The 25,419-nt window shown below is 44.5% G+C and carries 26 protein-coding genes and 1 other RNA gene; 17 read left to right on the forward strand and 10 right to left on the reverse strand.

Going from position 1 to position 25,419, the window contains the following annotated elements; all coding sequences use genetic code 11:
* Window positions 1–24 precede the first annotated feature (24 nt).
* Both dnaX and ffs read right to left on the reverse strand, forming a co-directional pair.
* A complete protein-coding gene (gene dnaX, locus HF888_RS11235; protein WP_007017416.1) occupies window positions 25–2,001 on the reverse strand; it encodes a DNA polymerase III subunit gamma/tau in 1,977 nt (658 codons plus the stop codon).
* A 90-nt stretch (window positions 2,002–2,091) separates the two neighbouring features.
* An RNA gene (ffs, locus tag HF888_RS11240) (signal recognition particle sRNA small type) lies at window positions 2,092–2,188 on the reverse strand.
* Window positions 2,189–2,370: 182 nt separating this feature from the next.
* Between ffs and gloB the strand changes: the two genes are divergently transcribed.
* Both gloB and HF888_RS11250 read left to right on the forward strand, forming a co-directional pair.
* Window positions 2,371–3,165 (forward strand): hydroxyacylglutathione hydrolase, encoded by a 795-nt coding sequence (gene gloB / locus HF888_RS11245; protein ID WP_007017417.1) that lies wholly within the window; start codon window positions 2,371–2,373, stop codon window positions 3,163–3,165.
* Window positions 3,166–3,542: 377 nt separating this feature from the next.
* Window positions 3,543–4,511 carry a class 1 fructose-bisphosphatase gene (locus HF888_RS11250; protein ID WP_007017418.1) on the forward strand — a complete coding sequence of 323 codons (969 nt, stop codon included), beginning with the start codon at window positions 3,543–3,545 and terminating at the stop codon, window positions 4,509–4,511.
* A 66-nt stretch (window positions 4,512–4,577) separates the two neighbouring features.
* Here the strand turns inward: HF888_RS11250 and HF888_RS11255 are convergent, their stop codons facing one another.
* Window positions 4,578–7,319, reverse strand: a complete 2,742-nt coding sequence (locus HF888_RS11255) for a GGDEF and EAL domain-containing protein (protein ID WP_007017419.1) — start codon at window positions 7,317–7,319, stop codon at window positions 4,578–4,580.
* Between the two features lie 170 nt (window positions 7,320–7,489).
* On the opposite strand from HF888_RS11255, the gene HF888_RS11260 reads away from it, so the two are divergent.
* Both HF888_RS11260 and HF888_RS11265 read left to right on the forward strand, forming a co-directional pair.
* Entirely contained in the window at window positions 7,490–7,894 is a 405-nt protein-coding gene (locus HF888_RS11260; protein WP_007017420.1) for an MAPEG family protein, read from the forward strand.
* 56 nt (window positions 7,895–7,950) lie between these two features.
* Entirely contained in the window at window positions 7,951–9,267 is a 1,317-nt protein-coding gene (locus HF888_RS11265; RefSeq protein ID WP_007017421.1) for a 3-oxoacyl-ACP reductase, read from the forward strand.
* Between the two features lie 27 nt (window positions 9,268–9,294).
* On the opposite strand, the gene HF888_RS11270 is transcribed toward HF888_RS11265, so the two are convergent.
* A complete protein-coding gene (locus HF888_RS11270; RefSeq protein ID WP_007017422.1) occupies window positions 9,295–9,924 on the reverse strand; it encodes a hypothetical protein in 630 nt (209 codons plus the stop codon).
* A gap of 142 nt (window positions 9,925–10,066) precedes the next feature.
* Between HF888_RS11270 and HF888_RS11275 the strand changes: the two genes are divergently transcribed.
* From HF888_RS11275 to HF888_RS11290, 4 genes are all read left to right on the forward strand, one after another.
* Window positions 10,067–10,801, forward strand: coding sequence for a GNAT family N-acetyltransferase (locus tag HF888_RS11275; protein ID WP_007017423.1), 735 nt, complete (start codon window positions 10,067–10,069; stop codon window positions 10,799–10,801).
* Window positions 10,802–10,816: 15 nt separating this feature from the next.
* On the forward strand, window positions 10,817–11,650 hold the full coding sequence (locus tag HF888_RS11280; protein ID WP_007017424.1) for a lysophospholipid acyltransferase family protein: 834 nt from the start codon (window positions 10,817–10,819) through the stop codon (window positions 11,648–11,650).
* 29 nt (window positions 11,651–11,679) lie between these two features.
* Complete coding sequence (locus HF888_RS11285) at window positions 11,680–12,165, forward strand: DUF4442 domain-containing protein (protein WP_007017425.1); 486 nt, start codon at window positions 11,680–11,682, stop codon at window positions 12,163–12,165.
* A 110-nt stretch (window positions 12,166–12,275) separates the two neighbouring features.
* Complete coding sequence (locus HF888_RS11290; RefSeq protein ID WP_007017426.1) at window positions 12,276–12,596, forward strand: hypothetical protein; 321 nt, start codon at window positions 12,276–12,278, stop codon at window positions 12,594–12,596.
* On the opposite strand, the gene HF888_RS11295 is transcribed toward HF888_RS11290, so the two are convergent.
* Window positions 12,593–13,465, reverse strand: a complete 873-nt coding sequence (locus HF888_RS11295; RefSeq protein WP_007017427.1) for a GGDEF domain-containing protein — start codon at window positions 13,463–13,465, stop codon at window positions 12,593–12,595. The two genes, HF888_RS11290 and HF888_RS11295, sit on opposite strands and share 4 nt — an antisense overlap.
* A gap of 312 nt (window positions 13,466–13,777) precedes the next feature.
* Here HF888_RS11295 and HF888_RS11300 point away from each other — a divergent pair, with 312 nt between their 5' ends.
* From HF888_RS11300 to HF888_RS11320, 5 genes are all read left to right on the forward strand, one after another.
* Window positions 13,778–14,116, forward strand: a complete 339-nt coding sequence (locus tag HF888_RS11300) for a translation initiation factor (protein WP_007017428.1) — start codon at window positions 13,778–13,780, stop codon at window positions 14,114–14,116.
* Between the two features lie 64 nt (window positions 14,117–14,180).
* Window positions 14,181–14,537: a hypothetical protein gene (locus HF888_RS11305; RefSeq protein ID WP_007017429.1), complete on the forward strand. Its 357-nt coding sequence runs from the start codon at window positions 14,181–14,183 to the stop codon at window positions 14,535–14,537.
* Window positions 14,538–14,563: 26 nt separating this feature from the next.
* Window positions 14,564–15,772, forward strand: coding sequence for an acetate/propionate family kinase (locus HF888_RS11310; protein ID WP_007017430.1), 1,209 nt, complete (start codon window positions 14,564–14,566; stop codon window positions 15,770–15,772).
* A 3-nt stretch (window positions 15,773–15,775) separates the two neighbouring features.
* A complete protein-coding gene (gene pta / locus HF888_RS11315; protein ID WP_007017431.1) occupies window positions 15,776–17,908 on the forward strand; it encodes a phosphate acetyltransferase in 2,133 nt (710 codons plus the stop codon).
* A 94-nt stretch (window positions 17,909–18,002) separates the two neighbouring features.
* Window positions 18,003–18,905 (forward strand): acyltransferase, encoded by a 903-nt coding sequence (locus tag HF888_RS11320; protein ID WP_007017432.1) that lies wholly within the window; start codon window positions 18,003–18,005, stop codon window positions 18,903–18,905.
* Here the strand turns inward: HF888_RS11320 and HF888_RS11325 are convergent.
* Window positions 18,883–19,935 carry a hypothetical protein gene (locus HF888_RS11325; RefSeq protein WP_007017433.1) on the reverse strand — a complete coding sequence of 351 codons (1,053 nt, stop codon included), beginning with the start codon at window positions 19,933–19,935 and terminating at the stop codon, window positions 18,883–18,885. The two genes, HF888_RS11320 and HF888_RS11325, sit on opposite strands and share 23 nt — an antisense overlap.
* Window positions 19,936–19,944: 9 nt before the next feature.
* Window positions 19,945–20,808, reverse strand: coding sequence for a cation diffusion facilitator family transporter (locus HF888_RS11330; RefSeq protein WP_007017434.1), 864 nt, complete (start codon window positions 20,806–20,808; stop codon window positions 19,945–19,947).
* 114 nt (window positions 20,809–20,922) lie between these two features.
* Here HF888_RS11330 and HF888_RS11335 point away from each other — a divergent pair, with 114 nt between their 5' ends.
* Window positions 20,923–21,714: a response regulator transcription factor gene (locus HF888_RS11335; RefSeq protein WP_007017435.1), complete on the forward strand. Its 792-nt coding sequence runs from the start codon at window positions 20,923–20,925 to the stop codon at window positions 21,712–21,714.
* Here HF888_RS11335 and HF888_RS11340 read toward each other — a convergent pair.
* The 3 genes from HF888_RS11340 to HF888_RS11350 are packed head-to-tail and all read right to left on the reverse strand — an operon-like array spanning window position 21,711 to window position 23,558.
* The gene (locus HF888_RS11340) at window positions 21,711–21,956 is read right to left on the reverse strand and encodes a hypothetical protein (RefSeq protein WP_007017436.1); all 246 of its coding nucleotides are present in this window, start codon (window positions 21,954–21,956) and stop codon (window positions 21,711–21,713) included. The genes HF888_RS11335 and HF888_RS11340 overlap by 4 nt on opposite strands.
* 1 nt (window position 21,957) lies before the next feature.
* Window positions 21,958–23,073, reverse strand: a complete 1,116-nt coding sequence (locus HF888_RS11345; RefSeq protein ID WP_040297563.1) for a 1-acyl-sn-glycerol-3-phosphate acyltransferase — start codon at window positions 23,071–23,073, stop codon at window positions 21,958–21,960.
* A gap of 5 nt (window positions 23,074–23,078) precedes the next feature.
* Window positions 23,079–23,558 carry an SEL1-like repeat protein gene (locus tag HF888_RS11350; protein WP_133308435.1) on the reverse strand — a complete coding sequence of 160 codons (480 nt, stop codon included), beginning with the start codon at window positions 23,556–23,558 and terminating at the stop codon, window positions 23,079–23,081.
* A gap of 97 nt (window positions 23,559–23,655) precedes the next feature.
* On the opposite strand from HF888_RS11350, the gene HF888_RS11355 reads away from it, so the two are divergent.
* From HF888_RS11355 to HF888_RS11365, 3 genes are all read left to right on the forward strand, one after another.
* Complete coding sequence (locus tag HF888_RS11355; protein WP_007017439.1) at window positions 23,656–24,030, forward strand: hypothetical protein; 375 nt, start codon at window positions 23,656–23,658, stop codon at window positions 24,028–24,030.
* Between the two features lie 126 nt (window positions 24,031–24,156).
* The gene (locus tag HF888_RS11360; RefSeq protein WP_007017440.1) at window positions 24,157–25,041 is read left to right on the forward strand and encodes a diguanylate cyclase; all 885 of its coding nucleotides are present in this window, start codon (window positions 24,157–24,159) and stop codon (window positions 25,039–25,041) included.
* Window positions 25,042–25,120: 79 nt separating this feature from the next.
* Window positions 25,121–25,393, forward strand: a complete 273-nt coding sequence (locus HF888_RS11365; protein WP_007017441.1) for a hypothetical protein — start codon at window positions 25,121–25,123, stop codon at window positions 25,391–25,393.
* The last annotated feature ends 26 nt before the right edge of the window (window positions 25,394–25,419 follow it).

Below are 25,419 nucleotides of genomic sequence, written 5' to 3' on the forward strand. Positions count from 1 at the left end.
TGCTCCTAATCTGTAATGTGTACGTTAATCCGCCAAGGGCGTAATGCTGTCCATTATAACCTGTGCATTAAAGGCTTGTCTCAATGCCTGCACATTTTCATCATTTTCAATACTGTCCCTAGCCGCCTGCAACTTCTCAGCTTGCAAGCGCTGAGTGCGCTGCGCAGGCGTCTCATGGTGCATTGGGCCCTCGATGACCTGCACTCTATATTGGGCTGCAAACACTTGATTCAATGCCTGATTTAGGGCGTTTTTATGATTGTCATTAAATAAGCGCATGTGTGCCGCATCACTATGAAATACTAAGTCATCCCCTTGAACGGTCATTAAACAAGTATTCGCGGCCAAGTTCTTAAGCATGCCCTCCAAGGGCAAACGATGAAATACCATGGCCCAGGTTTGCTCTGTTAGCGGTAAATCAGCAAATTCATCGGAGGCTGACTGTGTAGGCTCAGGTTCTGTCGTGACTCTTGCCACGGGCTCAGAAGCAGGTTGAGTCGCTTGGGGGTGCTCTGGCTGCCCCGTTTCCGCACTGTCGATTATTGGTTCTGCCGCAGAACCAGTCGGTTCAGTAACAGCCACCGGTGCTGTCTTAGCGTGTGCCTGCGCCTCGGGCTCATCGTCATCCCAAGGCGGTGCGTTGTCATCTACGACAACGTGTTCGGCGCTGATCTCGGCCTGAGACGCTTCAGGTTGCTGTGACGGCGTGACAGAAATTTCTTGGTTGGCTGGTGTCTCTACTATGTCTTGAATTTCGTCAACTTGCGGCTGACTTTTCTCTGGGGGCGTAGAAATCGATGTGGCCGGGTTCGGTTGCTGAACCTGGCGCTTAAGCTGCGCCAGATCAGGCTTTTTTACAGGGGCAGGCCCTCCAGCCGCACCTTGCGACTGAGCCGCTTGGGCTTCAGCCTGCTGACCAACCGGGGCGAAATTGAGCATGCGCAATAGCGTCATTTCTAAACCCGCCCTTGGTTCAGGCGCCAGTGGTAGATCGCGCTTTCCGGTCAGTGCTATTTGATACATGAGCTGTACCATCGCTGGGCTCATGGCACCTGCTAGTGTCATCACCTGCTCTTTATCCCCTTGGCTATTATCAACGGCCTCAGGAACTGCCTGCGCTAGCGCTATGCGATGTATTAAATTAATTAGGTCGGCAAGCAAATTATTGAAATCAACCGCATGCTCAGCCATTTGCGCAACAAGGGCCAGAGCTTGTGCTGCATCATTTTCAGCAAGGGCGATGGCTAATTGAAAAACTCGACCACGATCAACGGTGCCCAACATGGCCGCAACATCTTGCTCTTTGATCACGCCCTGACCAAAGCTAATAGCCTGATCGGTCAAACTTAGCGCATCACGCATACTGCCTTCCGCTGCGCGGCCTAATAACCATAAACCAGGCTCTTCAAATTCTACACTTTCTTGCGCCAACACATTCTGCAAGTAGCCAACAATGCGCTCTGGCGTCATATTTTTTAAACTGAACTGTAGGCAACGACTCAATATAGTCGCGGGCAATTTTTGCGGGTCTGTGGTTGCCAACAAGAATTTTACATGTGGAGGCGGTTCTTCCAGTGTTTTCAATAAGGCATTGAAACTGGAGTTGGAAAGCATGTGCACTTCGTCTATTAGGTAAACTTTATAGCGTCCACGAGTGGGCGCGTACTGCACGTTATCGAGAATCTCGCGGGTGTCTTCCACTTTGGTACGTGAGGCCGCATCCACTTCAATCAAATCCACGAAGCGACCTTGGCTAATCTCTTGGCAACTTTGGCAAGTGCCGCACGGCTCAGAGCTAATACCCTGCTCGCAGTTTAAACACTTAGCAAGAATACGTGCGATGGTCGTTTTACCCACGCCTCGTGTGCCCGTGAACAAATACGCATGGTGCAGGCGTTGGTTATCAAGCGCATTGATAAGAGCACGCATGACATGCTCTTGCCCGACGAGATCTTTAAAGAATTGTGGACGCCATTTACGCGCCAATACTTGATAACTCATGGAAATCTAAATAAGCCCTTAGGAATCAATATTATACGGACTAAAACGAGAGAGAATCATATAGGAGTATGAGGCAAGTTGCCAGAGAAGGACCTCCAGCCACACCCCGGCACATAAGTCCACTGCTACCGTTGCTCCCTTCCGGGCCTGGCGGGGTTCACAGTTTATTATTGCGGGGGGACCAGAGGCTGCGCCATTGTCTTAAAAAACCTATGTAAATTCAACCGTTTATTGCGTTTTCACTAAAATCGAATATTAAGCTTAGTGACTCCAATCGAGAGATCTGCCTTATTAAATCCATGGCCACCTTGCAATCAACGAGGCTCAAACCCAGAATAAAGTAGTAAATTTTTTAGCAATGGTTATTTAATGATCAAAGTTACTCCGCTACCGATTATCGAGCACAATGGAAACTACGCTTGGATTATTGAACATGCGGGCAAAGTCACCGTGGTGGATCCGGGCGATGCCCAACCCATTATCAATCATCTTCGCGAACAAGACCTAGATTTAGACTACATCCTAGTCACCCACAAACACTGGGATCACGTAAACGGCATTTTAGATATGAAGAATGCATTTCCTAATGCTGTCGTATATGGCACTGGCCATGCTGATATTCCAGGATTAGATCACCCTATTTTAGGCGGCGAGCCACTGGAACTCATGGGCCTTAGTTGGAAAACTTGGCATACACCGGGTCATACCTTGGACCATATTGTTTTTTACACAGAAACGACCAATCCAGAAGGAGAAAGCCAAGGCCATATTTTCAGTGGTGATAACATATTCGCCTGTGGTTGCGGGCGCATGTTCGAAGGCACCGCTGATCAGTACTATGAATCATTGCAAAGCATTGTTAATTTGCCATTGGATACGATTATCTACTGCACCCATGAATACACTCTGGCGAACATTCAGTTTGCATTGCATGTCGAACCCAATAATACCTACATATTACATCGCCAAGATGTATGTACTGATCTACGAGATAAGGGTAAACCTACTTTACCTACAACCGTCGTTGAGGAATTGAAAAGTAACCCGTTTGTGCGATGTGATCAGCCAGACGTGGTTCGTGCTGCCGAACAAGCCAGTGGACAGGTTTTAGCCAAGCCTCAGGATGTCTTTGCAGTCATTAGAGATATGAAAGATCGCTTTTAGGATTGACTGAAAAAGGAATTCAATTTAAGCGGCCTTTTCGGACATGAAATAGCCTTAAGGGCACCTCTAATCTGTCAATTTGACTCTGCAAGACGCCTGTAGTGCTTTCCTTCAAGGAAGGCTTCGCCGCGTAATAACGAGTCCTTTCCCAGAAGTCTGACACCGAAGGAAGGTGATACAGGCCTTGCCCTTCGGGGCCTTGCTCGTGTTCCAATCTCTGTGTTGTGATATTTCGATTTAACCCGTTAGACCTTCAATACCACGCCTTGATCTTGAAACACGATCAAGGCCAGAGCTTAAAATGCCTGATTAGAGGTGCCCTTAAAAAGTCACTTTGTGTACAATGGCTCGATTATCAAAATTACCTAGGTTGATTCATGCAGACCGTTCAAACCATTCTTGAAAAACACCGCGTATCGGATTCTCTAGCACAAGCCATTCATTGCGTATTAGATTGCAGCAAAGAAATTTCCGTTCTATTGCAAAAAGGGGCTATGGCCGGCGTACTGGGCAGTGCTGAAAATGAAAACGTGCAAGGTGAGACTCAGAAGAAATTGGATGTGATCTCCAATGATTTGCTAAAAGAGCGCCTAGCGGAATGCCCTGTTGTAGCAGGTATTGCCAGTGAAGAGGAAGATTTACCCGTAGCCGCCAACGAAGATGGCCAATATTTAGTGATTTATGATCCTTTGGATGGCTCCAGTAATATCGATATTAATGTCACTGTAGGCACGATCTTTTCAATCCTACCAAGTCGCGGCGAAGACCCTTCTAAAGAAGCCACCTACTTACAAAACGGTCGCCAACAAGTGGCCGCGGGTTATGTGCTTTATGGCCCTGCCACTATGCTCGTGATGAGTACCGGTAAAGGTGTAGACATTTTTACTCTAGACCCAACTTCAAACGAATTTGTACTCACACAAGAGCAGGTGCAAATCACCCCAAGCACAAAGGAGTTTGCCATTAACATGTCAAACCAGCGTTTTTGGGCCGAGCCTGTGCAAACATATGTAAGTGACTTACTCGCTGGTGAAGAAGGCCCACTAGCAAAACGTTACAACATGCGTTGGATCGCGGCTATGGTGGCCGAAGTTCATCGTATTCTAAATCGCGGTGGTATTTTCATGTACCCGTGGGATAACCGTGAACCGAACAAGCCTGGCAAATTGCGTTTGATGTACGAAGGAAATCCAATGTCTATGTTGGTAGAACAGGCAGGTGGTTTATCGGTGAATGGCGAGATCAATATAATGGATATAGAGCCAGAAAAAATTCACCAGCGCGTACCTGTTTTCTTGGGCAGTAAAGAAGAAGTGGAAAAAGCTTTGAGCTATCACAAAGCCTAAAATCAATAATATCTAGGTAAGTCAGTCGTCTAATCTGGCTTACCTAATTTATTCCTCTCGGTATTTCTACTCATCAAGCAATCGTAAAAACTCATCTTCCGGCACCGGCTTGCTTATTTGATAACCCTGCACATAATCGCATCCCATGGTTTTTAGCACTTCCACAGTTGCTTTATCTTCAGCACCTTCTGCAACGACTGTGAGTGACAAGTTGTGGCCGAGATTAATAATCGAGTTCACGATGATGGCATCTTGATCATTACGGCACATGTTGCGCACAAACATTAAATCAATTTTAAGTGAATCAATGGGTAAACGCCGCAAATAAACAAGCGATGAATAACCGGTACCAAAATCATCTACACTGATGCTCAAGCCCAAACCGGATAGTTTATTTAACGTTTCTAACGCGCGATCCGGATCCACCATCAGTGCACTTTCTGTAATCTCCAACTCCAACTGCTGCGGCCGCACATCATACTCTTCCAATTTAGCGTGAATATAAGGAACTAAATTATCATCCAATAAATTTCGGGTAGACACGTTCACAGATAATCGAACATCTTTTTGGCTTAGTTGGAATTTTTTAAGCTGATAAATAGCTTGATCCAATACCCACTCGGTCAAATCAATGATGATGTCACTCATTTCCGCCAACGGAATAAATTCACCTGGACTGATCAACCCCATTTCAGGGTGCTGCCATCGAATTAGAGCTTCTGCTGCGGTTACGTGCCCAGTCTTTAAGTCCATTTTTGGTTGATAATGCAAAAAAAACTGATCTTGTTTTAATCCGCTATTAATCGCTGCCATTATGGCTAAACGCCGAGGGCTACCTTCATCTAGGTTGGCACTATAGCTAAGAATACCTCCCGGAGTATGTTTTGCCTTGTACATGGCGACATCTGCGCAACGCATTAGTGTGCCAACATCACTTCCGTTCTCTGGATAGCAACTAACCCCTAAACTGGCACTGACTTCCACATGAAGCTGACCCAGATCGAAAGCCTGCCTAAGCGCCGTTTGAATATCCTTGGCTAATTCGAGAACCTGAGCCGTGTTTTCAATAGTCGGAATCACAATTGCAAATTCATCTCCACCAAGCCGGCATAACTTCGCATTAATAGGTTGCAAGTAATTATTTATCCGCTGCGGTATTTTTTTCAGCAGAACATCGCCATAATTGTGACCAAGGGCATCGTTCACTTCTTTAAAGCGATCTAAATCAAAAAATAACAAACCAACTTTTAAACCAAATTGCTTAGCTAACTCTATTTTTTCATCTAACAATTCTGATAATGCATTGCGGTTCGGCAACCCAGTCAGATCATCGTGACGAGTTTTATATTCAAGACGTTCGATGTGTGTCCGATTCTCGGTAATATCCCGTGTCATCAGCCAGATGCCAAAAAGTTTATCATCATAGATTTCGGCCATAGTTGTGCACTGCAGCCATAAGACTTCGCCTGACGAATTAATGAAGCGAGTTTCAATATTACTATTTGGATTACTACTTTGTAGTATGTACCGAATAACATGCTTAATACTCTTTGTATTCAGTATCAGTGTTGTATCGGCATTTTTAGGAACCTCAAATAAGGAACAAAATCGTTGATTAATTTGAGCGACTTGGCCATTCTCTAAAATCAGATCCCATTGCTTATCACTGTCTAAGTTAATATCCATGGCTGGATCGATTTTTAAATCTAGGATGGCATCATTACTATTTTGGATAAATGATCGATATCTTTTCGTATTTTGTTCGAGTTTTAATTGATCTTTCGAATGAGCTAATTCAAGTTGAATTTGATAGACCAGTATCGAAAGGAAATCGATGAAACCTTGTGAGAAGGTTTGTTTGTATGGTAATAGAATAAATACAATTCCTAAAATCTGCTGATCATTATTGCGTATAACATAAGCCCATCGATCCTCGGCACTATATCCTGTCAGGCCATGGCTGGATGGCAGTAATGCTTTGGCGTTATCATCTAGGTTAAACCATCCCTCAGCATTCTGGATCAATTCATCCGGCAATAATAATTCATCAAATATCTGTAATTCACTGTCTTGGGACTGATGAGCTAAGTAGGTAAAGGACTGGTTTTGGCGGTCGTAACGTCCAAGATAAATCAACCCTTTTGGCAAAGCCTGATGAATGGCATCGACAACCAAATTAATGACAGGTTTTTGCTGATAGTGACGATTTTCTGATAATTGATGAAGGAAGCTTTGTTGATCCCTAAGCGTCTGAATAGACACAGCCAGATATGCTGTTTTGTCATCGACCTCATTTCCCTCGTTCAATAAGAATTTATGAACTAGAAAGTCAATCGGCAGACCTTGTTTCACCTCCAATGAGATTTCATTCTGCCCCCAGTTGCACTCGGCAAATGGATTTGCTTGCTGAAGACTCTCTTGCAACATCTGAAAACTTTGATTTTTAAAAACGATTTTTCCGTACTGTTCAACACAGATCGAGGCTGGCATTTGTTTATACATTGCAGTCTGCCAAACCTGATCATGCTGAAGGCCCTCTAGATACTTTTTTGACTTTATATTGTCGTAAGCGATTGTTAACGCTGCTATCACAATCATTAAGACTACAAGATCAAATAGGTAAAATGGAATATTGGGCGTATCGATATAACCTAAAACGAACACCAATGATAAAAGCAACAGAACACCGACAAAGAGGATCGGCATCTGCCATTTCTTTACGTGCTGTGGATGACGAGCCGCCAGCGCTATACAAAATAAAAGCGCCAAAACTAGACTGAACAATCTTAGGTAAAAATACTGTTCCATAAACAATTAAGGTCGGGCTACAAAGCCCCATTACTCCAAATACGCCAACGGACGGAAAATACACGTGTCCCTAGTATATTTATAGTCTCTACCTGCCTACTTGGCCATTGACAGGACGGGGCTCTGCCCCTAATGTTCAGACAAAAAATGACAATATCTAAGGTTCGACCATGCCCTTTCTACCCATTACCGCGCTCTATGCATCAATATGCGCCCTAATTCTGCTTTACCTTGCCTATGACGTTGTACGTTTTCGCCAATCGCAAAAAAAAGGATTAGGCCACGATACGAAAGAACTACTTGTTGCAGGGCGAAACCATGCTAATGCTGCAGAGTACATGCCTATCGCCTTGCTGTTACTTGCATTGGCAGAAGTGAATGGTGCCGCCACCCTAATATTGCATGTGCTTGGCTTCACCTTCGTCGCCGCACGTTTTGGCCACGCTTATGGTTTCAAGAAAAGCTTGGGGAAAGTGCATATGGCTCGCTTTCACGGCACCTTGTTTACGTGGATTAGTATACTTGCGCTTGTCATCCTGAACTTGTGGTTGAGCTGGCCTTTCTTCTTAGTGTAAAGGGTCCTGCCCCAAACTCGCCAAAAACTGATTTACCCTGTTAAGGATTTATAATAATGAGCTCCATGATTGAACGTCTCTTTTACTCCAAAGTCGGCCAAGGCCTATTGTCTGCAATGGGCGTAAAACCACCTGTTGATTTACCTCGCTTTGCTGGTGAAATCCCTTGGGTAAAAAACACAGTGGCAATGGCAGAACCAGCTCAAGAGTCCCTAGCACGCGTTCTTCACCAATGTGGTATCAACCATGAAGTCCGACAAGCAGATAAAAAATACGATGCTCACATCTTTGACGCTTGCCAACTGCAAACCAGTGCGGATTTAAAATCACTTTACGACGATTTCTCCAAAGCCGCGAACGCACTAAACCCTACCGCAAAAGTTTTGATTATCGGTCGCAACCCTGAACGCTGTGACAGTGCTGAACAAGCTAGCGTTATGTCTGCTCTTAATGGCTTTACTCGATCGCTAGCAAAAGAACTCGGTCGTAAAGCTATTTATGTAAACCTGTTATACGTTGACCAAGACATTACAGACACTGCTGCTAGTAGCATCAATTTTTTATTAAGCGCTCGCGCAGCGTACGTAACTGGTCAGCCTCTAATAGTTAATCAGCATTCTGTTGAAGAAGCCAACTGGCAACAACCTCTGGCGGGGAAAACAGCGTTAGTTACAGGTGCTGCTCAAGGTATTGGTGCTGCTATTGCGAAAACACTCCATAGGGACGGTGCGCATATCATTGGCTTGGATATTCCACAAGCCGAGCAAGCACTTGAAAACACCATGTCAGAAGTAAACGGTACGGCTTTGTGCTTAGATATTACATCTGACACAGCAGCCGAAGATATTCAGCAAGCACTTAAGGGTGAGCCATTGGATATTTTGGTTCACAACGCCGGCGTGACCCGAGATAAAACCATTGCTCGCATGCCAGAGCACTTTTGGGATATGGCCATTAACATCAATCTAAAGGCACCCATGTCCATCAATCAGGCTCTGGAGAAATCCGGTATGTTTGCAGAAGATGCTCGCGTAATCTGTATTAGTTCGATCAGCGGCATTGCAGGCAATGTTGGCCAAACCAATTACAGTGCCTCAAAATCAGGCATAGCAGGGTACGTCAGCGCACAATCCAAACAATGGCAAAATAGTAATCGTACCGTTAATGCCATCGCCCCTGGCTTTATTGAAACCCAAATGACAGAACAGATTCCATTTATGACAAGAGAGATGGGACGTAGAATGAATTCCTTATCTCAAGGCGGTAAACCAGAGGATGTTGCAGAAGCCGTAGCATTTTTCGCGCAACCGGCCAGTGGTTCATTGAATGGTCAACTTTTGCGTGTTTGCGGTCAGTCGTTGCTTGGTGCATAAAACACTCTTTGCGCTTGGATAGACAATTTAAAAGAGGGTCTGACGACCCTCGTCATCCCACAACTGCCACTTACCATCCTGATATTTAAAGTATAGGCGTTCTTCAAAAGGCTTTGATTCACTTTCTAAAGCGCGCCGAAGCAGACGCATTTTACGATGCCGCAAATCCACTTGCTGAACCCAATCAGGTATATCCAAAACATACCAAGTGAGATAGACCTCGGTCACATAGTTGGCATTGATGTGAGTTGGCTGTTGCACATCTAGCACCGATTTTAATTTAGGCCGACCGTAAAAAAAGCCCTGTTCCGAAACATAGGGATTCTCTTGATTAAGCGAATACAGGTAGCCTCCTACACTCACTTCTCGAAGCTCACCATACATCTGTTTTTCAGCAAGAAAACGCGTATTCTTTTTATTAATCAATCCCAATTCAACCCAAGGCAGTAGTGCTTTCGCCATTGTCGCGTGTGTGCGCTCAATCTCAATAGGAAAATCAAATGGCAGAAAAAACAGCAACTGTTGCTCAAACTCTTGTGCAAAAATAGACTGGATTTCTGCTGTGCTTGGCTTATTTGGTGCTTTGTGGCTGAAAAAATCCGCATGCACCGATGCTTGTATCAAAAATAGAATCATAGCCCAAATGACTCGCTGCATATTTCCCAAACCCCTATCTCTCACCTTTCATTCAAGGTTAGCTCAACATCATGCGTTTAACAGCTTGTTCACTAAGCTGTCACCCCACTGTCATATTGATTTTCTACCGTAAATAAAGTTAATCATCGCAAGGAGATGTGCCATGCAAGCTGCATTATCAACCGCTACAGTGCCGCTGTCTGGATATTTTACTCAGGACACTACAGACCTTGAGCAAGCGTTTGCATTACGTTATCAGGTCTTTACTGAGGCGTTTGGTGCTGAAATTGAAAGTATTGACGGTCTGGATCAAGATGAATTCGATAATAATTGCCTACATATCGTGGTGAAAGACCTCGCCAGCGAGAGAGTGATTGCATACAGCCGGGTCATTGCTCATCAATTCCCAAAGTCGAATCGTGAGTTTTATAGTGCAGGTGAGTTTCAACTCGACTCTATTATTGATCAAACCAAGCGCTACATCGAAATAGGTCGTACTTGTATCCATCCCGACTATCGAAACGGCGCAGCCATCGCCATGCTGTGGGGACAAATCGGCCAATACATGCTAGACAACGATATCGATTATCTTATGGGTTGCGCCAGTATTGACCTGCGTCCAGGTATCGCTAAAGCCTTAGCCGTTATGAACTATGTACGACAGCATCATTTAAGCGATGCACAGATGCGCGTTGAACCAAAGAAAACCCTGCCGCAAGTAGAATTTGAGCGCTGCAACAAATCGGACTTACCTCCCCTGCTGAAAGCTTATCTGCGCATGGGTTGTGAAGTCTGTGGTGAAGCATTCTGGGATCAATCATTTAACTGCGCGGACGTCTTCCTATTACTGGATCGCAACAAGCTCAACATGCGCTATATGAAGCATTTTTTACGCTAATTACTGAGACCCATTATGCGGATAATTCGTTGTCTTTTGGCTCCACTTAAGCTCTTGAGCATCTTGGTACTACTGATCACCTTGTTGCTCACTCTCATTATCATTTATCTTTGTGTTGGCAATAGTCAACGCCGTCAAGAATGGATGCAAAACAGTAAGTCCTTTATTTGTCAGCGTTTGCTCAGCGTATTGAACATTCGTATTCAACGCATTGGACAAGCTGATCCACAAGCAAAACTCTGGGTTGCTAATCACATCTCTTGGCTCGATATTCTGATGTTCACCTCGCTCAAAAAGATGCACTTCATTGCCAAGTCTGAGGTTCGATCTTGGCCACTTGTGGGGTTCGTCACGAGCTTATTGGGGACCGTGTTCATTCGCCGTCACAACAAGTTTCAGGTCTATCGCTCCTTACCGCGGGCACAGTCGATTATTAGTAAGCAAGAACGTTTATTTGTATTTCCAGAAGGTACAACCAGTAGTGGCCGAAAAACCGAATTTTTCTACCCTATGATGTTTGAAATCGCAGTGCGTGAACGAACTCGCGTACAACCTATCGCCCTGCGCTATTGGAATGCCGATGATAAACCTTGTGACTCTGCACCGTTTGTAGACGATGATGGCATTGTCGGGAATATTCTAGAACTAGCTCGACAAAAGCATACTCTGGTGGAGGTATATTATTTACCGAGTTTAGATGGGGAAACCATGGACCGAAAACAGCTTGCACAAACCAGTCAGGCCAATATCGATCGCATTTTAAAACGCCAACATCCCTATTATAGTTACGATGACTTGTCGGCTTTTGAATCTGAAAGCAACCCAAATTCAAAATATGAGTTAGAATAGGCGCTTTAAGTCCTATCTAACTCGTTTTTATGAAAAAAAATCTCGTTCAGTTTTTCAACCAACCACGCTTCTTGCGTCATGTTTTAAACTGGTACGGCCCCTATCGTGGTGCCGGTGTTAAGGTAAAACACCTAGCCGATGACTACTCCAGTGCCACCGTTGAAATGCCATTGCGCTGGTACAATCGCAACTATGTTGGCACTCACTTTGGGGGCAGCCTTTACTCAATGGTCGACCCATTCCATATGCTATTGGTTATGAATCAATTGGGCCCTGAATACATCGTTTGGGACAAAGAGGCCAAAATCGAATTCATTAGCCCTGGTCGTGGCACTGTGATTGCGCATTTTGAAGTCAGCCCAGAACACTTGGACGATATTAAAGCAAAAACCGAGGATGGACAGAAATATCTACCTGAATTTGAAGTAGAGGTCCGGGCTGAAGACGGCACCTTGGTTGCCAAAGCCATTAAAACCCTTTATGTGCGTAAAAAACCGCAAAAGGCCAAGTCTTAGCGTTCATTACAGTACCCAAGGATGGTAACAACTTTTTATCCATCCTCTTACGCAAACCTGCCAGCCTTGTCTAAACTGAATTCCAGTGAGTATTGTTTTTGAGGTAATGTATGGCAGTCAGTATTGCTAAGGCATCGGTTTATTTAGACGAGTTATTGAGCTGTATAGAGAATATCTATTGGGAAGCCAACGATATTCCCAGCAAAGACGTGTGCTTTAATTTAATTCGGCTTTTACAGAGCGAACTCACTGAGCTCAACAAGGTATCCGTGCAAGATCACCACTATGATTATGAGATCATTGCTTATCCGCCAACCACAGTGATAGAAGCGGTAGAAGCCTTACAATCCCACCTAAAAAATATGGTGCTGCGCACTCAAACTCGGGTACAAGTCATGCCGTTGTTGGAAAACAGAAACGACTATTTTTAATCCGCAAAAATATGCGGACTACTGCTGACCTCTGATACCACGCAGTTGCGACCTTTCGCCTTAGCCTCATAAAGCGCATCATCGGCATGACTCTGGAAATTCACTAATCGATCTTTTGCCGTTGGCGTAACACATGCGATTCCCGCACTCAATGTGACCACGCCAAAAGGTGTTTCTTCATTCAAAATACCTAGGCTGCTGACGCGCTTTAAGATTCGGTTTGCGACGTGAACAGCCCCGATTTTTGGCGTGTCGGGCAAAATAATCGCAAATTCCTCGCCACCAATGCGCGCCACCGTGTCGTGAGGACGTACGGCTTCTTCTTGAAAAACTTTGGCTATTTCACGCAAACACTGATCCCCTGCCAAGTGACCGTAGGTATCGTTAAATACCTTAAAATGATCAACATCCAGTAACAAAAGCGTGCATGGCGTTTGCTGACGAATACTTTGACGCCAGCAACGATCTAAGTCTTCATCGTATTTCCGACGATTGAATACACCAGTGAGGTTGTCAGTGATACTCAGGCTTTCTAGCTTTTGCACATGCTCTAAACGCTGCACATGGAGAGATAGTCGAAGGATAAGATTGGTTGCGGGTAACTGCTGATGGGCATAATCCAAGGCACCGCTCATCAGAACCTCTCGTTCATGATCGGCCTCATATGTCTCATCTAACACCACGGTCGACAACGGCACGGGCTGACCAAGCTGACGCTGATAGCGAAAAGTTGCCATATCCCAAATGTGTAAATGCGCATCTTGTGAGTGTCCTAACTCTAACTGAACGCAGTCTTTAAGCCATTGCTTAAGACGCATGCTCAACTCACTGTGTGCTATTTGGATGTCGACAAGGAAATTATCCTTCATGAACACCCCTTTCAATATTGGCTTTCAATGCCGCCCCCACTTTCCTTAAAGCAACGCTAAGTAACGGTTTTTATTGCTTTTTTATTGCTAATAATGGGCGCATACTTTACCCCATAAACCATGTGGCTAACATTGAAATCACCCTCTAATAAACAATAGTTCTAAGGGTTTTCGGCGCGCTTGTGACACGACACACCTTTCAGGTACACAATCATCCTGTCCTATCCTTACCCATTTGGGATAAGTACCTTAACGCCACGACATTTGACGATTACAATGCGTCACTCAAACAGAATGAAAATGAGGATGCACATGGCTCTGGTTTATTCCACCGAAACTGGACAATTATGCCCAAGCTGCGAACAACCCAAAGATGAATGCACCTGCAAACAAGGCTCTGCTCCCGAAAGCGACGGGATTTTACGAGTACAGCGAGAAAAAAAAGGCCGCGGAGGTAAGACTGTTACCTTAATTCAGGGATATGACGGTGATAAAAAAGCATACAGCCTGCTTCTCAAACAAATGAAGAAGCGCTTCGGCTGCGGCGGCGCGGTAAAAAATTGGGTAATTGAACTTCAAGGTGATTTAGCCGACCAAAGCGTTGATTATTTACAAAAACTGGGACATACCGTCAAAAAAAGCGGCGGCTAATCGCTAGAATGGCCCATATCGCATATACTTAGGCGAGGAAATAAGCGTTCGCCGCGGAGATCACATGGAATTAAGCATTCACACAATAAGTTGGTTAGGCCGCCCCAAAAAGCCAGTATCAGCTAAAGCGATTAAATTTAATCGCTATTCACTGATTTTCCAAAGCCGCGTTCGCTTAAAACCCGGTCAACTTGTGTTCATCAATTTATCCGCAGGCACCCATAGTTTGCGTGAGGTCAATGCTCGAGTCGAAAACTGCGAAAAAGCAGGTCCACACTTCCAAACTCAAGTAAAGTTCGTTCTTGAAAGACCTGATAAGCAACCATATAGGGAAGCGATATCAGTCCTTAAAGCAATCGAAAATGCCGTTCCACCTTCAATCAGAGCTCCTCTGCATATGCAGGAGCTTAGTCACGCATAACCCGTCAATAGATATCAAGGATTCTAATGACTGCTCAACAAAACATTTTGGTTTTAAACCTAGGAAGTTCCTCACTTAAATTTGCTGTCATTCAACCACAAAGCGGACACGTTGCCTTGAGTGGTTTAGCAGAAAGACTTGGCAATGACGCGCGGTTTGAATACAAATTCGACGATCAAAAACATGATATAGAGCTCGCTAATGGCGCCGTACATAAAGATGCCATAAGTACGTTGATTTCCACTTTAGAGCAAAACAACTTACTCACAACACTAGCTGGTGTTGGACATCGTGTTGTTCATGGTGGTGAGACCTTTAGCGAATCCATGCTGATTACCCAAGAAAACATTGAAAAACTGGATCAGTTGAATCATTTAGCCCCTTTGCATAACCCCGTTAACATGGAAGGTATTCATAGCATCAGCGAACTATTGCCACAAATTCATCAGGTTGCTGTCTTTGATACTGCATTTCATCAAACCATGGAAGACAAAGCTTATTTGTATGCACTGCCTTACGAACTATACGAACAACATGCTATTCGTCGCTATGGTTTCCATGGCACCAGTTATCGTTATGTGAGCCAAAAAGCAGCGCAACAACTAGGCATCAGTCAATCTGATAGCCAGTTCTTAATCGCGCATTTAGGCAACGGTTGTAGTGCCTGTGCAGTGAAAAACGGCGAAAGTGTAGATACCAGTATGGGCCTAACACCACTTGAAGGTTTACCTATGGGTACACGCAGTGGTGATCTGGATCCTGGTCTAAGTGAGTACCTAAATCAACAATTAGACATGACCCAAGATGACATCATGACCCTATACAACAAACAGAGTGGTCTACTCGGGGTATCAGGTATTAGCAATGATATGCGTACTATTCAGCAACATGCAGAAAAAGGCGATAGACGTGCCAATCTCGCCATTGAATTATTTGCTTATAAAATCGCGCGTTACTTGGGTGCTCTAGCGACCAATCTTGAACGCATTGATGCGCTCGTTTTTACCGGGGGTATTGGTGAAAACGATGCATTAACTCGAAGTTTAATTCTTGAACAGATGACAATATTCGGTTTTAAGCTGGATGGTGAGCGAAATCAACAAAATGGCGATGAAAGCGGTCGTATTACAAGTGATGACAGTACTCTAGCAATGGTCGTTGCCACGAATGAAGAAATGATGATCGCGCAAGACACGCAAAGCATCATCGCACAGTTACAGGACGAAGGAGCGTAATCCATGCAGCATACGTTTTTCATTGCGCCGACGGAAATGAAAACCGGACTCACGTCCATTACATTGGGACTCATGCGCGCACTAGATCAACTGGGCGTAAAAGTCGCCGCATGCAAACCTATTTCTCGCGAACAATACGACAATACTCACCGTTCGATAGAATTAATCGCCGCCGCCAGTGGCAAGCAACCACCCACTCCCATTAGCTTGCCAGAAGCACAAAAAATGATGAGCGATAAAAAACATGATCGCCTCATGGAAGAAGTGGTTGCCATGCACCATAAGATCGCCAAAGACGTCGATGTGGTGATTGTCGAGGGTGTCGAACCTGATAGAAATGAACCCTACGCGTTGCGTCTGAATGTAGAAATGGCAAAAACATTGGACGCAGAAGTCATTCTCGTGGCTGCACCTAATGATCGTGATCAAAAAGCCTTGGCAAGCCATGTGGATATGGCGAAGAACCTTTACGGTGGTGACAAAAACCAAAAGCTATTGGGTATTATCCTGAATAAAATTAATGCCCCTGCAAACCGCAGTATTCCAATTAAAACGCAGGAGGGACCAGAACCTACGCCACTCAGTTTGGACGAACTCAAAGCGTCCTATAAATCTTTGGAAACCGATCATTTTAAATTGCTTGGCCTTATTCCATGGGATTCTGATTTGGTTGCACCGCGAACCAAAGATATTGCCAATTACTTACAAGCTGATGTCATCAGTGCGGCCAATATGGAGGACGCCCGTGTTAAACGCATCAGTCTTTGCGCACGTACTGTTCCTAACATGATTACAGCTTTACAACCTGGCGCCCTCATTGTGACACCAGGTGACCGCGAAGACATATTGCTAGCCGCTGCTATGGCTGCACAAAACGGCATGCCCTTGGCGGGCCTTTTATTTACCAGCGATCTTGATCCAGACGAACGTGTCATGGGGCTCATCGCGCCCGCTCTAGCCCATATGCCAGTGCTGAAAGTAAGCACAGACACCTTCACAACAGCAACACAGCTAGCCAGTATGGACGATGGTGTTAAAGCCAGCGACCCACAGCGTATGAACGCGATCATGACGCACATGGCAGAGCACTTGGACAGTGAATATCTAGCAGCGCGTTTAGAAGTAGACCATCACGTGCGACTCAGTCCTGCAGCCTTCCGTTACCAACTTGTGCAGCTTGCCAGCCAAGCCAATAAGCGCATCGTATTGCCAGAGGGTGATGAGCCCCGAACCATTCAGGCAGCCGCCATGTGCCAGCAACGAGGTATTGCACGCTGTGTTCTGCTAGGTAACCCAGAGCGAATTCAACAAGTGGCAGCAAGTTTAGGTGTAACATTACCGGAAGACCTTGAAATACTCGATCCAGAAGCCATCCGTGAGCGCTATATCGATCCAATGGTCGAGCTACGTAAACACAAAAACCTAACGGCTCCAATGGCAGAGGCACAGCTGGAAGACAATGTCGTATTGGGAACAATGATGCTTGCCCTAGACGAAGTGGATGGTTTAGTCAGTGGTGCCGTACACACTACAGCGAATACTATTCGTCCTGCACTGCAGATAGTAAAAACCGCTCCAGACGCTAAGCTGGTGTCCTCGGTATTTTTTATGCTGTTACCAGAACAGGTAATGGTATATGGCGACTGTGCAGTCAACCCAGACCCCAATGCTTCTGAGCTAGCGGATATCGCACTGCAAAGCGCACAAAGTGCAGAAGCCTTTGGTATCGCCCCCAAAGTTGCCATGATCAGCTACAGCACTGGCTCATCCGGCAGTGGCAGCGATGTGGAAAAAGTACGTGAAGCCACCAGCATTGCACAAAAAAACCGGCCCGATCTGCTGATCGATGGGCCACTGCAATATGATGCGGCCACCACCGCAAGCGTAGCCGCATCTAAAGCACCCGATAGTAAGGTTGCCGGCCAGGCAAGCGTCGTTATTTTCCCTGACCTAAATACAGGTAATACGACCTATAAAGCGGTGCAGCGCAGTGCAAATGTCGTAAGTATTGGCCCAATGTTGCAAGGTTTGGCAAAACCGGTAAATGATTTGTCCCGTGGTGCTTTAGTAGAAGATATTATCTACACCATTGCACTGACAGCTATCCAAGCGGCGAATCAAGCCAAAGCAAAATAAAAACAACAATTAAAAACAATGCTTTCGTAAGATTTTGTTTTGACGCAAAGGCACTTTTTTGGATAAAGTGCCTTTTATTTTTTTGAGTAAACACATGTTTAATTTTTTACCTGCGCCTATCGTTGGCATCCTCGCTAGTATTTTATTGGTCTCAAACACCCTGATTTGGGCATCTTTACTGCTCTTCATGGCAGTGATCAAATTACTATTGCCAATCCCTTTTTTACGTAAATACTTCGATCTTTTGCTGATAAAAATCGCCGAAGTTTGGATCGCTGGCAACAGCTTTTGGATGTCATTAACACAAAAAACTGACTGGGATGTAAAAGGTCTAGGACAGCTCAATTATCGTGGCTGGTATTTAGTCAACGCCAACCACCAAAGCTGGGTGGACATCTTGGTTTTACAGCATGTGTTTAATGGAAAAATTCCGCTACTGAAATTTTTCTTGAAACAAGAACTCATCAAAGTACCAGTCATGGGCCTATGCTGGTGGGCATTAGACTTCCCATTCATGAAACGCTATAGCAAAGAATACTTGGAAAAACACCCAGAAATGCGAGGCAAGGATTTGGAAACAACTCGTAAATCCTGTGAAAAGTTTGCTCAAGTACCTACGAGTGTTATGAACTTTTTAGAAGGCACGCGCTTTACACCTGCTAAACATGATAAACAGCAGAGTCCATACAAAAACTTACTAAAACCTCGAGCCGGCGGTCTAGCGTTTGCTCTTAATGCCATGGGCGATAAGTTCCAAAGCATCTTGAATGTCACCATTGCCTACCCAGAAGGTATCCCAAGTTTTTGGGATTTCCTATGCGGAAAGGTTCACCAAGTCAGTGTGCATATTGAAGAGCTGCCAGTCCCCCAAGCATTCGTGAGCGGTGATTACAACGAAGATCCGGAATTCCGTCAGCAAGTGCAAAGCTGGGTTGGTGATTTGTGGCAAGAGAAAGACAAGCTATTAGATACGCTTAATCATCCTGGCCAAAAATAAAATCTAATTGAAAAGTGATTGCCGGAGTAAATTCATAGTCTCGATCTCGGGGCCATGCTAACTCCGGAATGATTTCAGCAAAGATAAAATCATCATATATCTTGCGACGGTAGCTTACCGAAAAGATGACATCGCTTACCTTTCCGTATTCGAGTGTGTTACCGAGTATCTTGAATTGATAGAGCATGGCGGCTCGCTCGCTTAGCTCATCAAATATGGCTGAACTGGCTTCTAAATCGACATAATCATTGTCCAGTAAATAGTCGCCACTTAAGCTGATATTTAAGTAACGATGAAAACCTAATGGCATTAAACCACTGACCGACGTAAATGCTCCCCACCCTTCATCTGTCCGCCAACCAATTTGCTGGTACAGCCGGGTTCTCCAATAATTGTGGTAGTCCACGCGACGTACACGAACACGGCTAAAATAGACAGGTTCTCCCGACCATCGCACTCCATTATCGAAACTCGTACGCCAATTATCTCGTGGTTCTAAATCAACGCGCAAAGCTGTTGAGTAGGTTACATTATCAGTGGTATTGAGAATATCATTTTCAATTTGATCATCTTGATTTTCGTCGGTTTCGATAAGTAACTTGAAACGATCCCGACTATGGGGAAGAGTTAATCGCAAATTAACTCCCACCTGATAATCTGGATTATCAGCTTCCTCTCGTCGGCTAATAAAATATAGACGGCCATTACTTCCTGATGATTGATCGGCTATGACTTCATCATCAAAAAAGGCGCTCATAAAGAAAGAATCAACACCATCGTTTAGCGATTCAACGTAACCGGATACCAGTGAGCGAGACCAATCAAGAAATTTCAGAGTATCATAAGGGTTTTTACCATTAGTGTTACTCGATGTTGCCGTTTCATCGCTTTGACTTAGTTTTTTATCACTGCTTCGCTCAGGCTCTTCAGCAAACGTAGGCATGACATCAAGCACTGGAGGCTCCAGCTGCCCATGACTAAAAAGAGGTATGGTTGTTAAACACAGTAAAAATCCTTGGCGTCTGCCCATTCCACTACCTTAGGTTTTTACCGGGTCATGATGTATCAAAACGTCCGCATTGGGGAATGCTTCTCGGATTTGATGATCAATACGATCACCAATTTCATGGGCTGACCAGAGTGTCAATTCTTCATCCAATTCGAGATGAAGTTGAATAAAAATATCTTGTCCTGCCTGGCGGACACGCACATCATGACAACCCTCCGTTCCATGGGCTTTCGCGACAATAGCCTCGACCTGCTTTTCTACTTCTGGCAGCTGCTTATCCATCAAATCTTCATAGGCTCTCTTGCCCACACTAAATGCGTTGTAACTGATGAATACCGCGATGGCAATGGCCATAACCGCATCAAACCAAATCAGCCCAAAGTCAACAAATAAAAACGCCACCATCACCGCAATATTCATTAAAACATCACCCTGATAGTGCAACGAATCGGCTTCCACGACCAAGGACTTATTGCGACGCAATGTGTATTTTTGATAACTGACCAACGCTAGCGTCAATATAATTGCGATTGCACTCACTGAAATACCAATGGTGCTATTAGTGACTTGTCGTTGGTCTAACATGATATCGAAGCTATTAAGCACCAATACTAGGGCTGAACCCATCATAAACGTGGATTGCGCAAGTGCGGCAATGGACTCCATCTTGCCATGCCCAAAGCGGTGCTCCTCATCGGCGGGAGTGAGTGCGTAGCGCAGTGCTAGGAAATTTATGAAAGCAGTGGCGCCATCGAGCATAGAGTCCAGCAAAGACCCCAACATACTGACGCTATCAGTAACCATATAAGCCCAGGTTTTTAACGCAATCAAAATAGCCGCGACCAATACTGAAGCCTGTGTAGCGCGTCGACTCAATTTGTGTGCATCTTCCATAAATAATCCAAACACTCTTCGTAATTCACAATACTATCACGGCTTAATCTACATTCGCTGCAGAGTAAAATTTATCACCTATACTCTCAGTATAGCGTTGTTAAGGTTTGACCAATGTCAGTAACAGTCCCCGATCTATCGGTATTGCTCATTGAGCCATCACATACTCAAAGCAAGATATTACAAGGCGTTCTTGACGCTGAGGGTATCACCAACCAAGAAACGTGCTGCACAGGTACAGAGGCTCTAGAGTACATTCAAAAATACAGTCCAGACTTGGTAATCAGTGCCATGTATTTTGATGATATGACGGCTATCGAACTACTGCAACGGATACGCAAAGCAGATAGCAATCAAGACCTTAATTTTATGCTGGTCTCAAGTGAAACAAGTTTCTCAATGATCGACCCGATCAAACAAGCAGGCGTGATTGCTATTTTACCAAAGCCCTTCGATCAGCGAGACTTCCACAATGCACTGAGTGCAGCTCGGGACACCTTGGAAGTAAACGACATTCCATTAGAAAATTATGATGTAGATGAGCTTGTTGCATTAATCGTTGATGATTCAAGTACAGCACGAAAACATATTGCCAAGCTTTTAAACAATTGCGGGATTGAAAGCATATTGTTCGCAGATAATGGTCAAGCGGCCATAGATGTATTGCACAATGAGAAAGTAGACTTCGTGATTACCGATTACAATATGCCTGAGATGGATGGCGAGGCATTGGTGCAGTACATTCAAAGCTCGGATTTTTCCTATCTTCCGATACTCATGGTCAGCAGTGAGAGCGATTCACCACGCCTTAGTGCGCTACGACAAGCCGGTGTCTGTGCCATGTTAGACAAGGCGACCGATCCAAAGAGTTTCCGTGAAACCTTGAGTCGGTCTCTCAACAATTAACGATCAAGTTGTTCTAGCGCCATCAAACAAGCTTCTTGTTTAGACGCACCCGAAAACTGATGCTGAGAACGATCAGCAAGGACTATGAACAGCAACGGCTGTCGCCACTGCATGAAATACCCAGACGATATAGACTGCTCAAGTCTCTCACAAGGAGACTTAGGCCAATATTGAATAGCAAACGCTACAATCAATAAACTAAAGGTAACAATACCGAATGGCCACTTCTTTTTTATAGTCATATCAATTCTTATGTTCTTCAACGCTTTGCGCTAGCTCAACCGGCTTTGCATAATTCTTTTGCAAAATCGATAACACGGAACTGGGTTGGGATTTGAAACGTTTGCGCCATGTCAGCGATGCAATTGAGCTTTGGGACTGACAAGCATCATGAGCGGCATAGTTTACATCAAATAACTCATATTTAGAGTAAATCGCTTGATCAACAGCGTGACACCAGTCCTTCGCGTGATCACTTTCCAATTTCACTGGTTCAGAAAAATGAATCCGAACTTTGCCTTTGTAACCTTTCAGGCCTTTTAAAATAGACATGAAATCTTCATCCGCATGCTTCTCATAGTGCCCTGAAGTTGACTCTGCATGTAATTGCTTGGCCTTATCAACATCACATGGATCCCATTCATAACTGATGGAGACCGGTACAATGTTTAAATAATGCATACTCTGATTGAAACTCCAACCGAGCTTTTTCCCAGCCAAATGTAACATTTTTAGAACAGCACTTTCGGTCTGATCAAAATTATCTTTAGCTCGACCCTCTCTCTGAGCAATCCAAACATGCTGATTTTGTTTAATACAATCATGGATATAGGCAGATAAATTTTGCGCCGCTTTTAATTTTTCTCGAACGCCATTCAAAGACCGCTTAACAATAAAACTCTTATTGAGTCTCATGATGTGAGCCACAAATTCGCGGCCAAGCAAATTATCGCCAATCGCTACTTTGCTTGTCGCATGGCCACTTTGTAGTAGCGCGTAGTTAACCAATAATGGATCCATGGCGATATCACGATGATTACTCATAAACAAATAGGTTTGCGCTTTATCCAAAGATTCAAGCCCGGTAATACGCAATTCACTAATCGTAGTTTCCAGCAAGCTTTTAACGTGTGGTGCTAATTGCTGCTGCCAATCATCAATACTGTGAATTTTTTGAAATTTACTGGATAAGCCAGTATGAATCCGCTTTTGTGTCCAACGTGGTAAATATCGTGAAAGCTTTGGATAACGCTGCTTTGCAATAAAATCGATAAACTCAACGTCATTGATCAGCGATTTAAGAACATCACTGACTTCATGGTCACTATATGCTCGAATGTCATCAAACATGAACGTCATAATCCTTAATCTTGTAACCGGCTATGCTGATGAAACCGCTCAGACCAAGTCTGCGCCAACTGTAAATCTTGCTGCGCTCCCCATTTTCCATCTTTATAAGCTTGACTTAAACGCAGTGCCGCCATGGCATGTCCTTGCTCCGCAGCTGCTTGGTACAAACTAAGGGGGTTGTGGTTAGGAATAATCACCTCCTTGTTGTGTACTAATTGTTCGGCCAACATAAACTGCGCTTGAACTGATTGCTCGGCTAACGTCGCTAAATACTCTATGCCACGACGTTTATTCATAGGGGTTACGCCACGATAACTTAATATTTGTCCAAACAAGAGCAGTGCTGGCTGGAACCCCAAATCAGCACTGCGCTGCAGTTGTCGCATACTAAAATGATGGATCTTCTCTGACCAGCCGGCAAGACCGGTCTTGAATAACAGGCGGCCAATAAAATAAAAACATCGAGCCAGTAATAAATCGCCTAGCTTTTTCACGTATATACCCACAAAAATTCTGGTTTTACGATACTTCATTCCCATTCAAGCGTGTGGGACAATATCGCTAAATACCCATGACTAACAGGAGCCCAACGTGAGCGTTGATTCTTGGCAACCGATCCAACCCGCAACCGACATAACGGCCTCTGACCTAAAGAAAATGACGGATTTCGCCCACGAGGAGAAGACCAACCTTACCTCAGAATTAGATTGGATTCAGCCATTTATCCAAGGCAAAAAAGAAATCTGGTCTAAGGCAGCAGAAAACCTAGGGGAAGCTGAGCTAATTGCACTGATTCGCTGGTTCACGCTTTTAGAAAAAGAGCAAAATTGGGACCTAGGAGAAGGCTCTCCGGTTATTCCGCTGTTTAAACACTACAAGAAGACCTGCGGCATCAATCGTGAGCTGGTTAAGTGGGTAAAAGAGCACAGCGAAAATAAATATCTACCTTTTGGCCCTTTGCTTTAACCCGCACTTTTCACCTTATTCTCCCGCTGGTTGGCTCTATTGAGCCAACTCTCAGCAGCTTGGCTACAACTCTGTAAACTCTCAACTATAGTTATTAAAGGCTTTTAAGGATTATTAGGTCGTTTAATGACGCACATTCTCATCGTCGATGATGTCGCATCCAATTTGGTTTTACTTGGTTCCCACTTAGAAGACCAAGACTATAGTGTCATTGAAGCGACCAATGGCCCCCAAGCCCTTGATCTATTGCAATCCCACGATGACATAGATCTTGTTTTATTAGATGTAGAAATGCCGAAAATGAGTGGCCTTGAGGTGCTCAGAAAAATCAAACAAGATGAGCAAATTAAAGACCTTCCAGTCATATTGGTTACCGCAAACGGTGATGATCAAAACGTCGTCGATGGGCTAGACTTAGGCGCCGTTGATTACGTCATTAAGCCCTATTCCCTCTCCGTTTTGCTCGCACGTGTACGCAGTGCGCTAAGAGAAAAAGAGCGTCTCGACTTGATGGAAAAATGGGCTACCACGGACCCTCTTACTGGCTTGTACAACCGTCGTTTCTTTTTTGAACAAGCTCAACGAGAACTTGAGCGTGTACAGCGCAATGAGACCGATGCCAGCTTCATCATTCTTGATATCGATCATTTCAAAAAGGTGAATGACGAATACGGTCATTTAGTCGGTGATGATGTGCTCGAGGGTTTAGCCAAACTATTTAAAGAAACCTTCCGCAAAGTCGATCTGTGTTGTCGATTTGGCGGAGAAGAATTTGTGATTTGCTTGCCGGATACGGATACCGAAGGTGCCCTATTGGTTGCAGAACGTACACGTAAAAAGGTCGAAGAATTATCGTTTAATACCGAGAAAGGTCCGCTACACGTCACTATTAGTTTGGGCGTATCGAGCGCCAACGAAAATACGACGTTGGAAGACATGCTAAAGCGTGCTGATGATGCGTTGTATCAAGCTAAACAAAATGGCCGTAATCGCACAGAAAGCCTCGACTAAACCTCCCTTCCTGACTATAGCGCTGAGCAAAAATCCGCTACACTAAGCCAACACCATTACAGGCATTAGGTCGTTCACTGTGAATAAGCAACAAATATACAATCGCATTGCCAAAGCAACGATTAAAGCACTTCGGGAACAAGCAGAAAGCGGACAGGTCAATAGCATGACCACTGATCTGGTTTATCAGGCCATTGATCAAGCATTTCAGACGGAATACGCACAACTGGTGGAACAAAACCAACGCTTTAGAGAGGTGTTGGAACAACTTTCCAATAGTGGCGAACTTTCTATTGAAGACATGCAAGATATTGCCAAGTCGAGCTTACAAGCCGATTCAAAGAAGCATTAAATAATGACAATTACTAAGGAGTAAGC

The sequence above is a fragment of the Bermanella marisrubri genome (genome assembly GCF_012295615.1).
In the GTDB taxonomy this organism is placed as follows: Bacteria; Pseudomonadota; Gammaproteobacteria; order Pseudomonadales; family Oceanobacteraceae; genus Bermanella; species Bermanella marisrubri.

Excerpts from the sequence above, each read along its gene's own strand:
- dnaX (WP_007017416.1), bottom strand. The coding sequence starts at position 2,001 with ATGAGTTATCAAGTATTGGCGCGTAAATGGCGTCCACAATTCTTTAAA.
- gloB (WP_007017417.1), top strand. The coding sequence starts at position 2,371 with ATGATCAAAGTTACTCCGCTACCGATTATCGAGCACAATGGAAACTAC.
- HF888_RS11250 (WP_007017418.1), top strand. The coding sequence starts at position 3,543 with ATGCAGACCGTTCAAACCATTCTTGAAAAACACCGCGTATCGGATTCT.
- HF888_RS11255 (WP_007017419.1), bottom strand. The coding sequence starts at position 7,319 with ATGGAACAGTATTTTTACCTAAGATTGTTCAGTCTAGTTTTGGCGCTT.
- HF888_RS11260 (WP_007017420.1), top strand. The coding sequence starts at position 7,490 with ATGCCCTTTCTACCCATTACCGCGCTCTATGCATCAATATGCGCCCTA.
- HF888_RS11265 (WP_007017421.1), top strand. The coding sequence starts at position 7,951 with ATGAGCTCCATGATTGAACGTCTCTTTTACTCCAAAGTCGGCCAAGGC.
- HF888_RS11270 (WP_007017422.1), bottom strand. The coding sequence starts at position 9,924 with ATGCAGCGAGTCATTTGGGCTATGATTCTATTTTTGATACAAGCATCG.
- HF888_RS11275 (WP_007017423.1), top strand. The coding sequence starts at position 10,067 with ATGCAAGCTGCATTATCAACCGCTACAGTGCCGCTGTCTGGATATTTT.
- HF888_RS11280 (WP_007017424.1), top strand. The coding sequence starts at position 10,817 with ATGCGGATAATTCGTTGTCTTTTGGCTCCACTTAAGCTCTTGAGCATC.
- HF888_RS11285 (WP_007017425.1), top strand. The coding sequence starts at position 11,680 with ATGAAAAAAAATCTCGTTCAGTTTTTCAACCAACCACGCTTCTTGCGT.
- HF888_RS11290 (WP_007017426.1), top strand. The coding sequence starts at position 12,276 with ATGGCAGTCAGTATTGCTAAGGCATCGGTTTATTTAGACGAGTTATTG.
- HF888_RS11295 (WP_007017427.1), bottom strand. The coding sequence starts at position 13,465 with ATGAAGGATAATTTCCTTGTCGACATCCAAATAGCACACAGTGAGTTG.
- HF888_RS11300 (WP_007017428.1), top strand. The coding sequence starts at position 13,778 with ATGGCTCTGGTTTATTCCACCGAAACTGGACAATTATGCCCAAGCTGC.
- HF888_RS11305 (WP_007017429.1), top strand. The coding sequence starts at position 14,181 with ATGGAATTAAGCATTCACACAATAAGTTGGTTAGGCCGCCCCAAAAAG.
- HF888_RS11310 (WP_007017430.1), top strand. The coding sequence starts at position 14,564 with ATGACTGCTCAACAAAACATTTTGGTTTTAAACCTAGGAAGTTCCTCA.
- pta (WP_007017431.1), top strand. The coding sequence starts at position 15,776 with ATGCAGCATACGTTTTTCATTGCGCCGACGGAAATGAAAACCGGACTC.
- HF888_RS11320 (WP_007017432.1), top strand. The coding sequence starts at position 18,003 with ATGTTTAATTTTTTACCTGCGCCTATCGTTGGCATCCTCGCTAGTATT.
- HF888_RS11325 (WP_007017433.1), bottom strand. The coding sequence starts at position 19,935 with ATGGGCAGACGCCAAGGATTTTTACTGTGTTTAACAACCATACCTCTT.
- HF888_RS11330 (WP_007017434.1), bottom strand. The coding sequence starts at position 20,808 with ATGGAAGATGCACACAAATTGAGTCGACGCGCTACACAGGCTTCAGTA.
- HF888_RS11335 (WP_007017435.1), top strand. The coding sequence starts at position 20,923 with ATGTCAGTAACAGTCCCCGATCTATCGGTATTGCTCATTGAGCCATCA.
- HF888_RS11340 (WP_007017436.1), bottom strand. The coding sequence starts at position 21,956 with ATGACTATAAAAAAGAAGTGGCCATTCGGTATTGTTACCTTTAGTTTA.
- HF888_RS11345 (WP_040297563.1), bottom strand. The coding sequence starts at position 23,073 with ATGACGTTCATGTTTGATGACATTCGAGCATATAGTGACCATGAAGTC.
- HF888_RS11360 (WP_007017440.1), top strand. The coding sequence starts at position 24,157 with ATGACGCACATTCTCATCGTCGATGATGTCGCATCCAATTTGGTTTTA.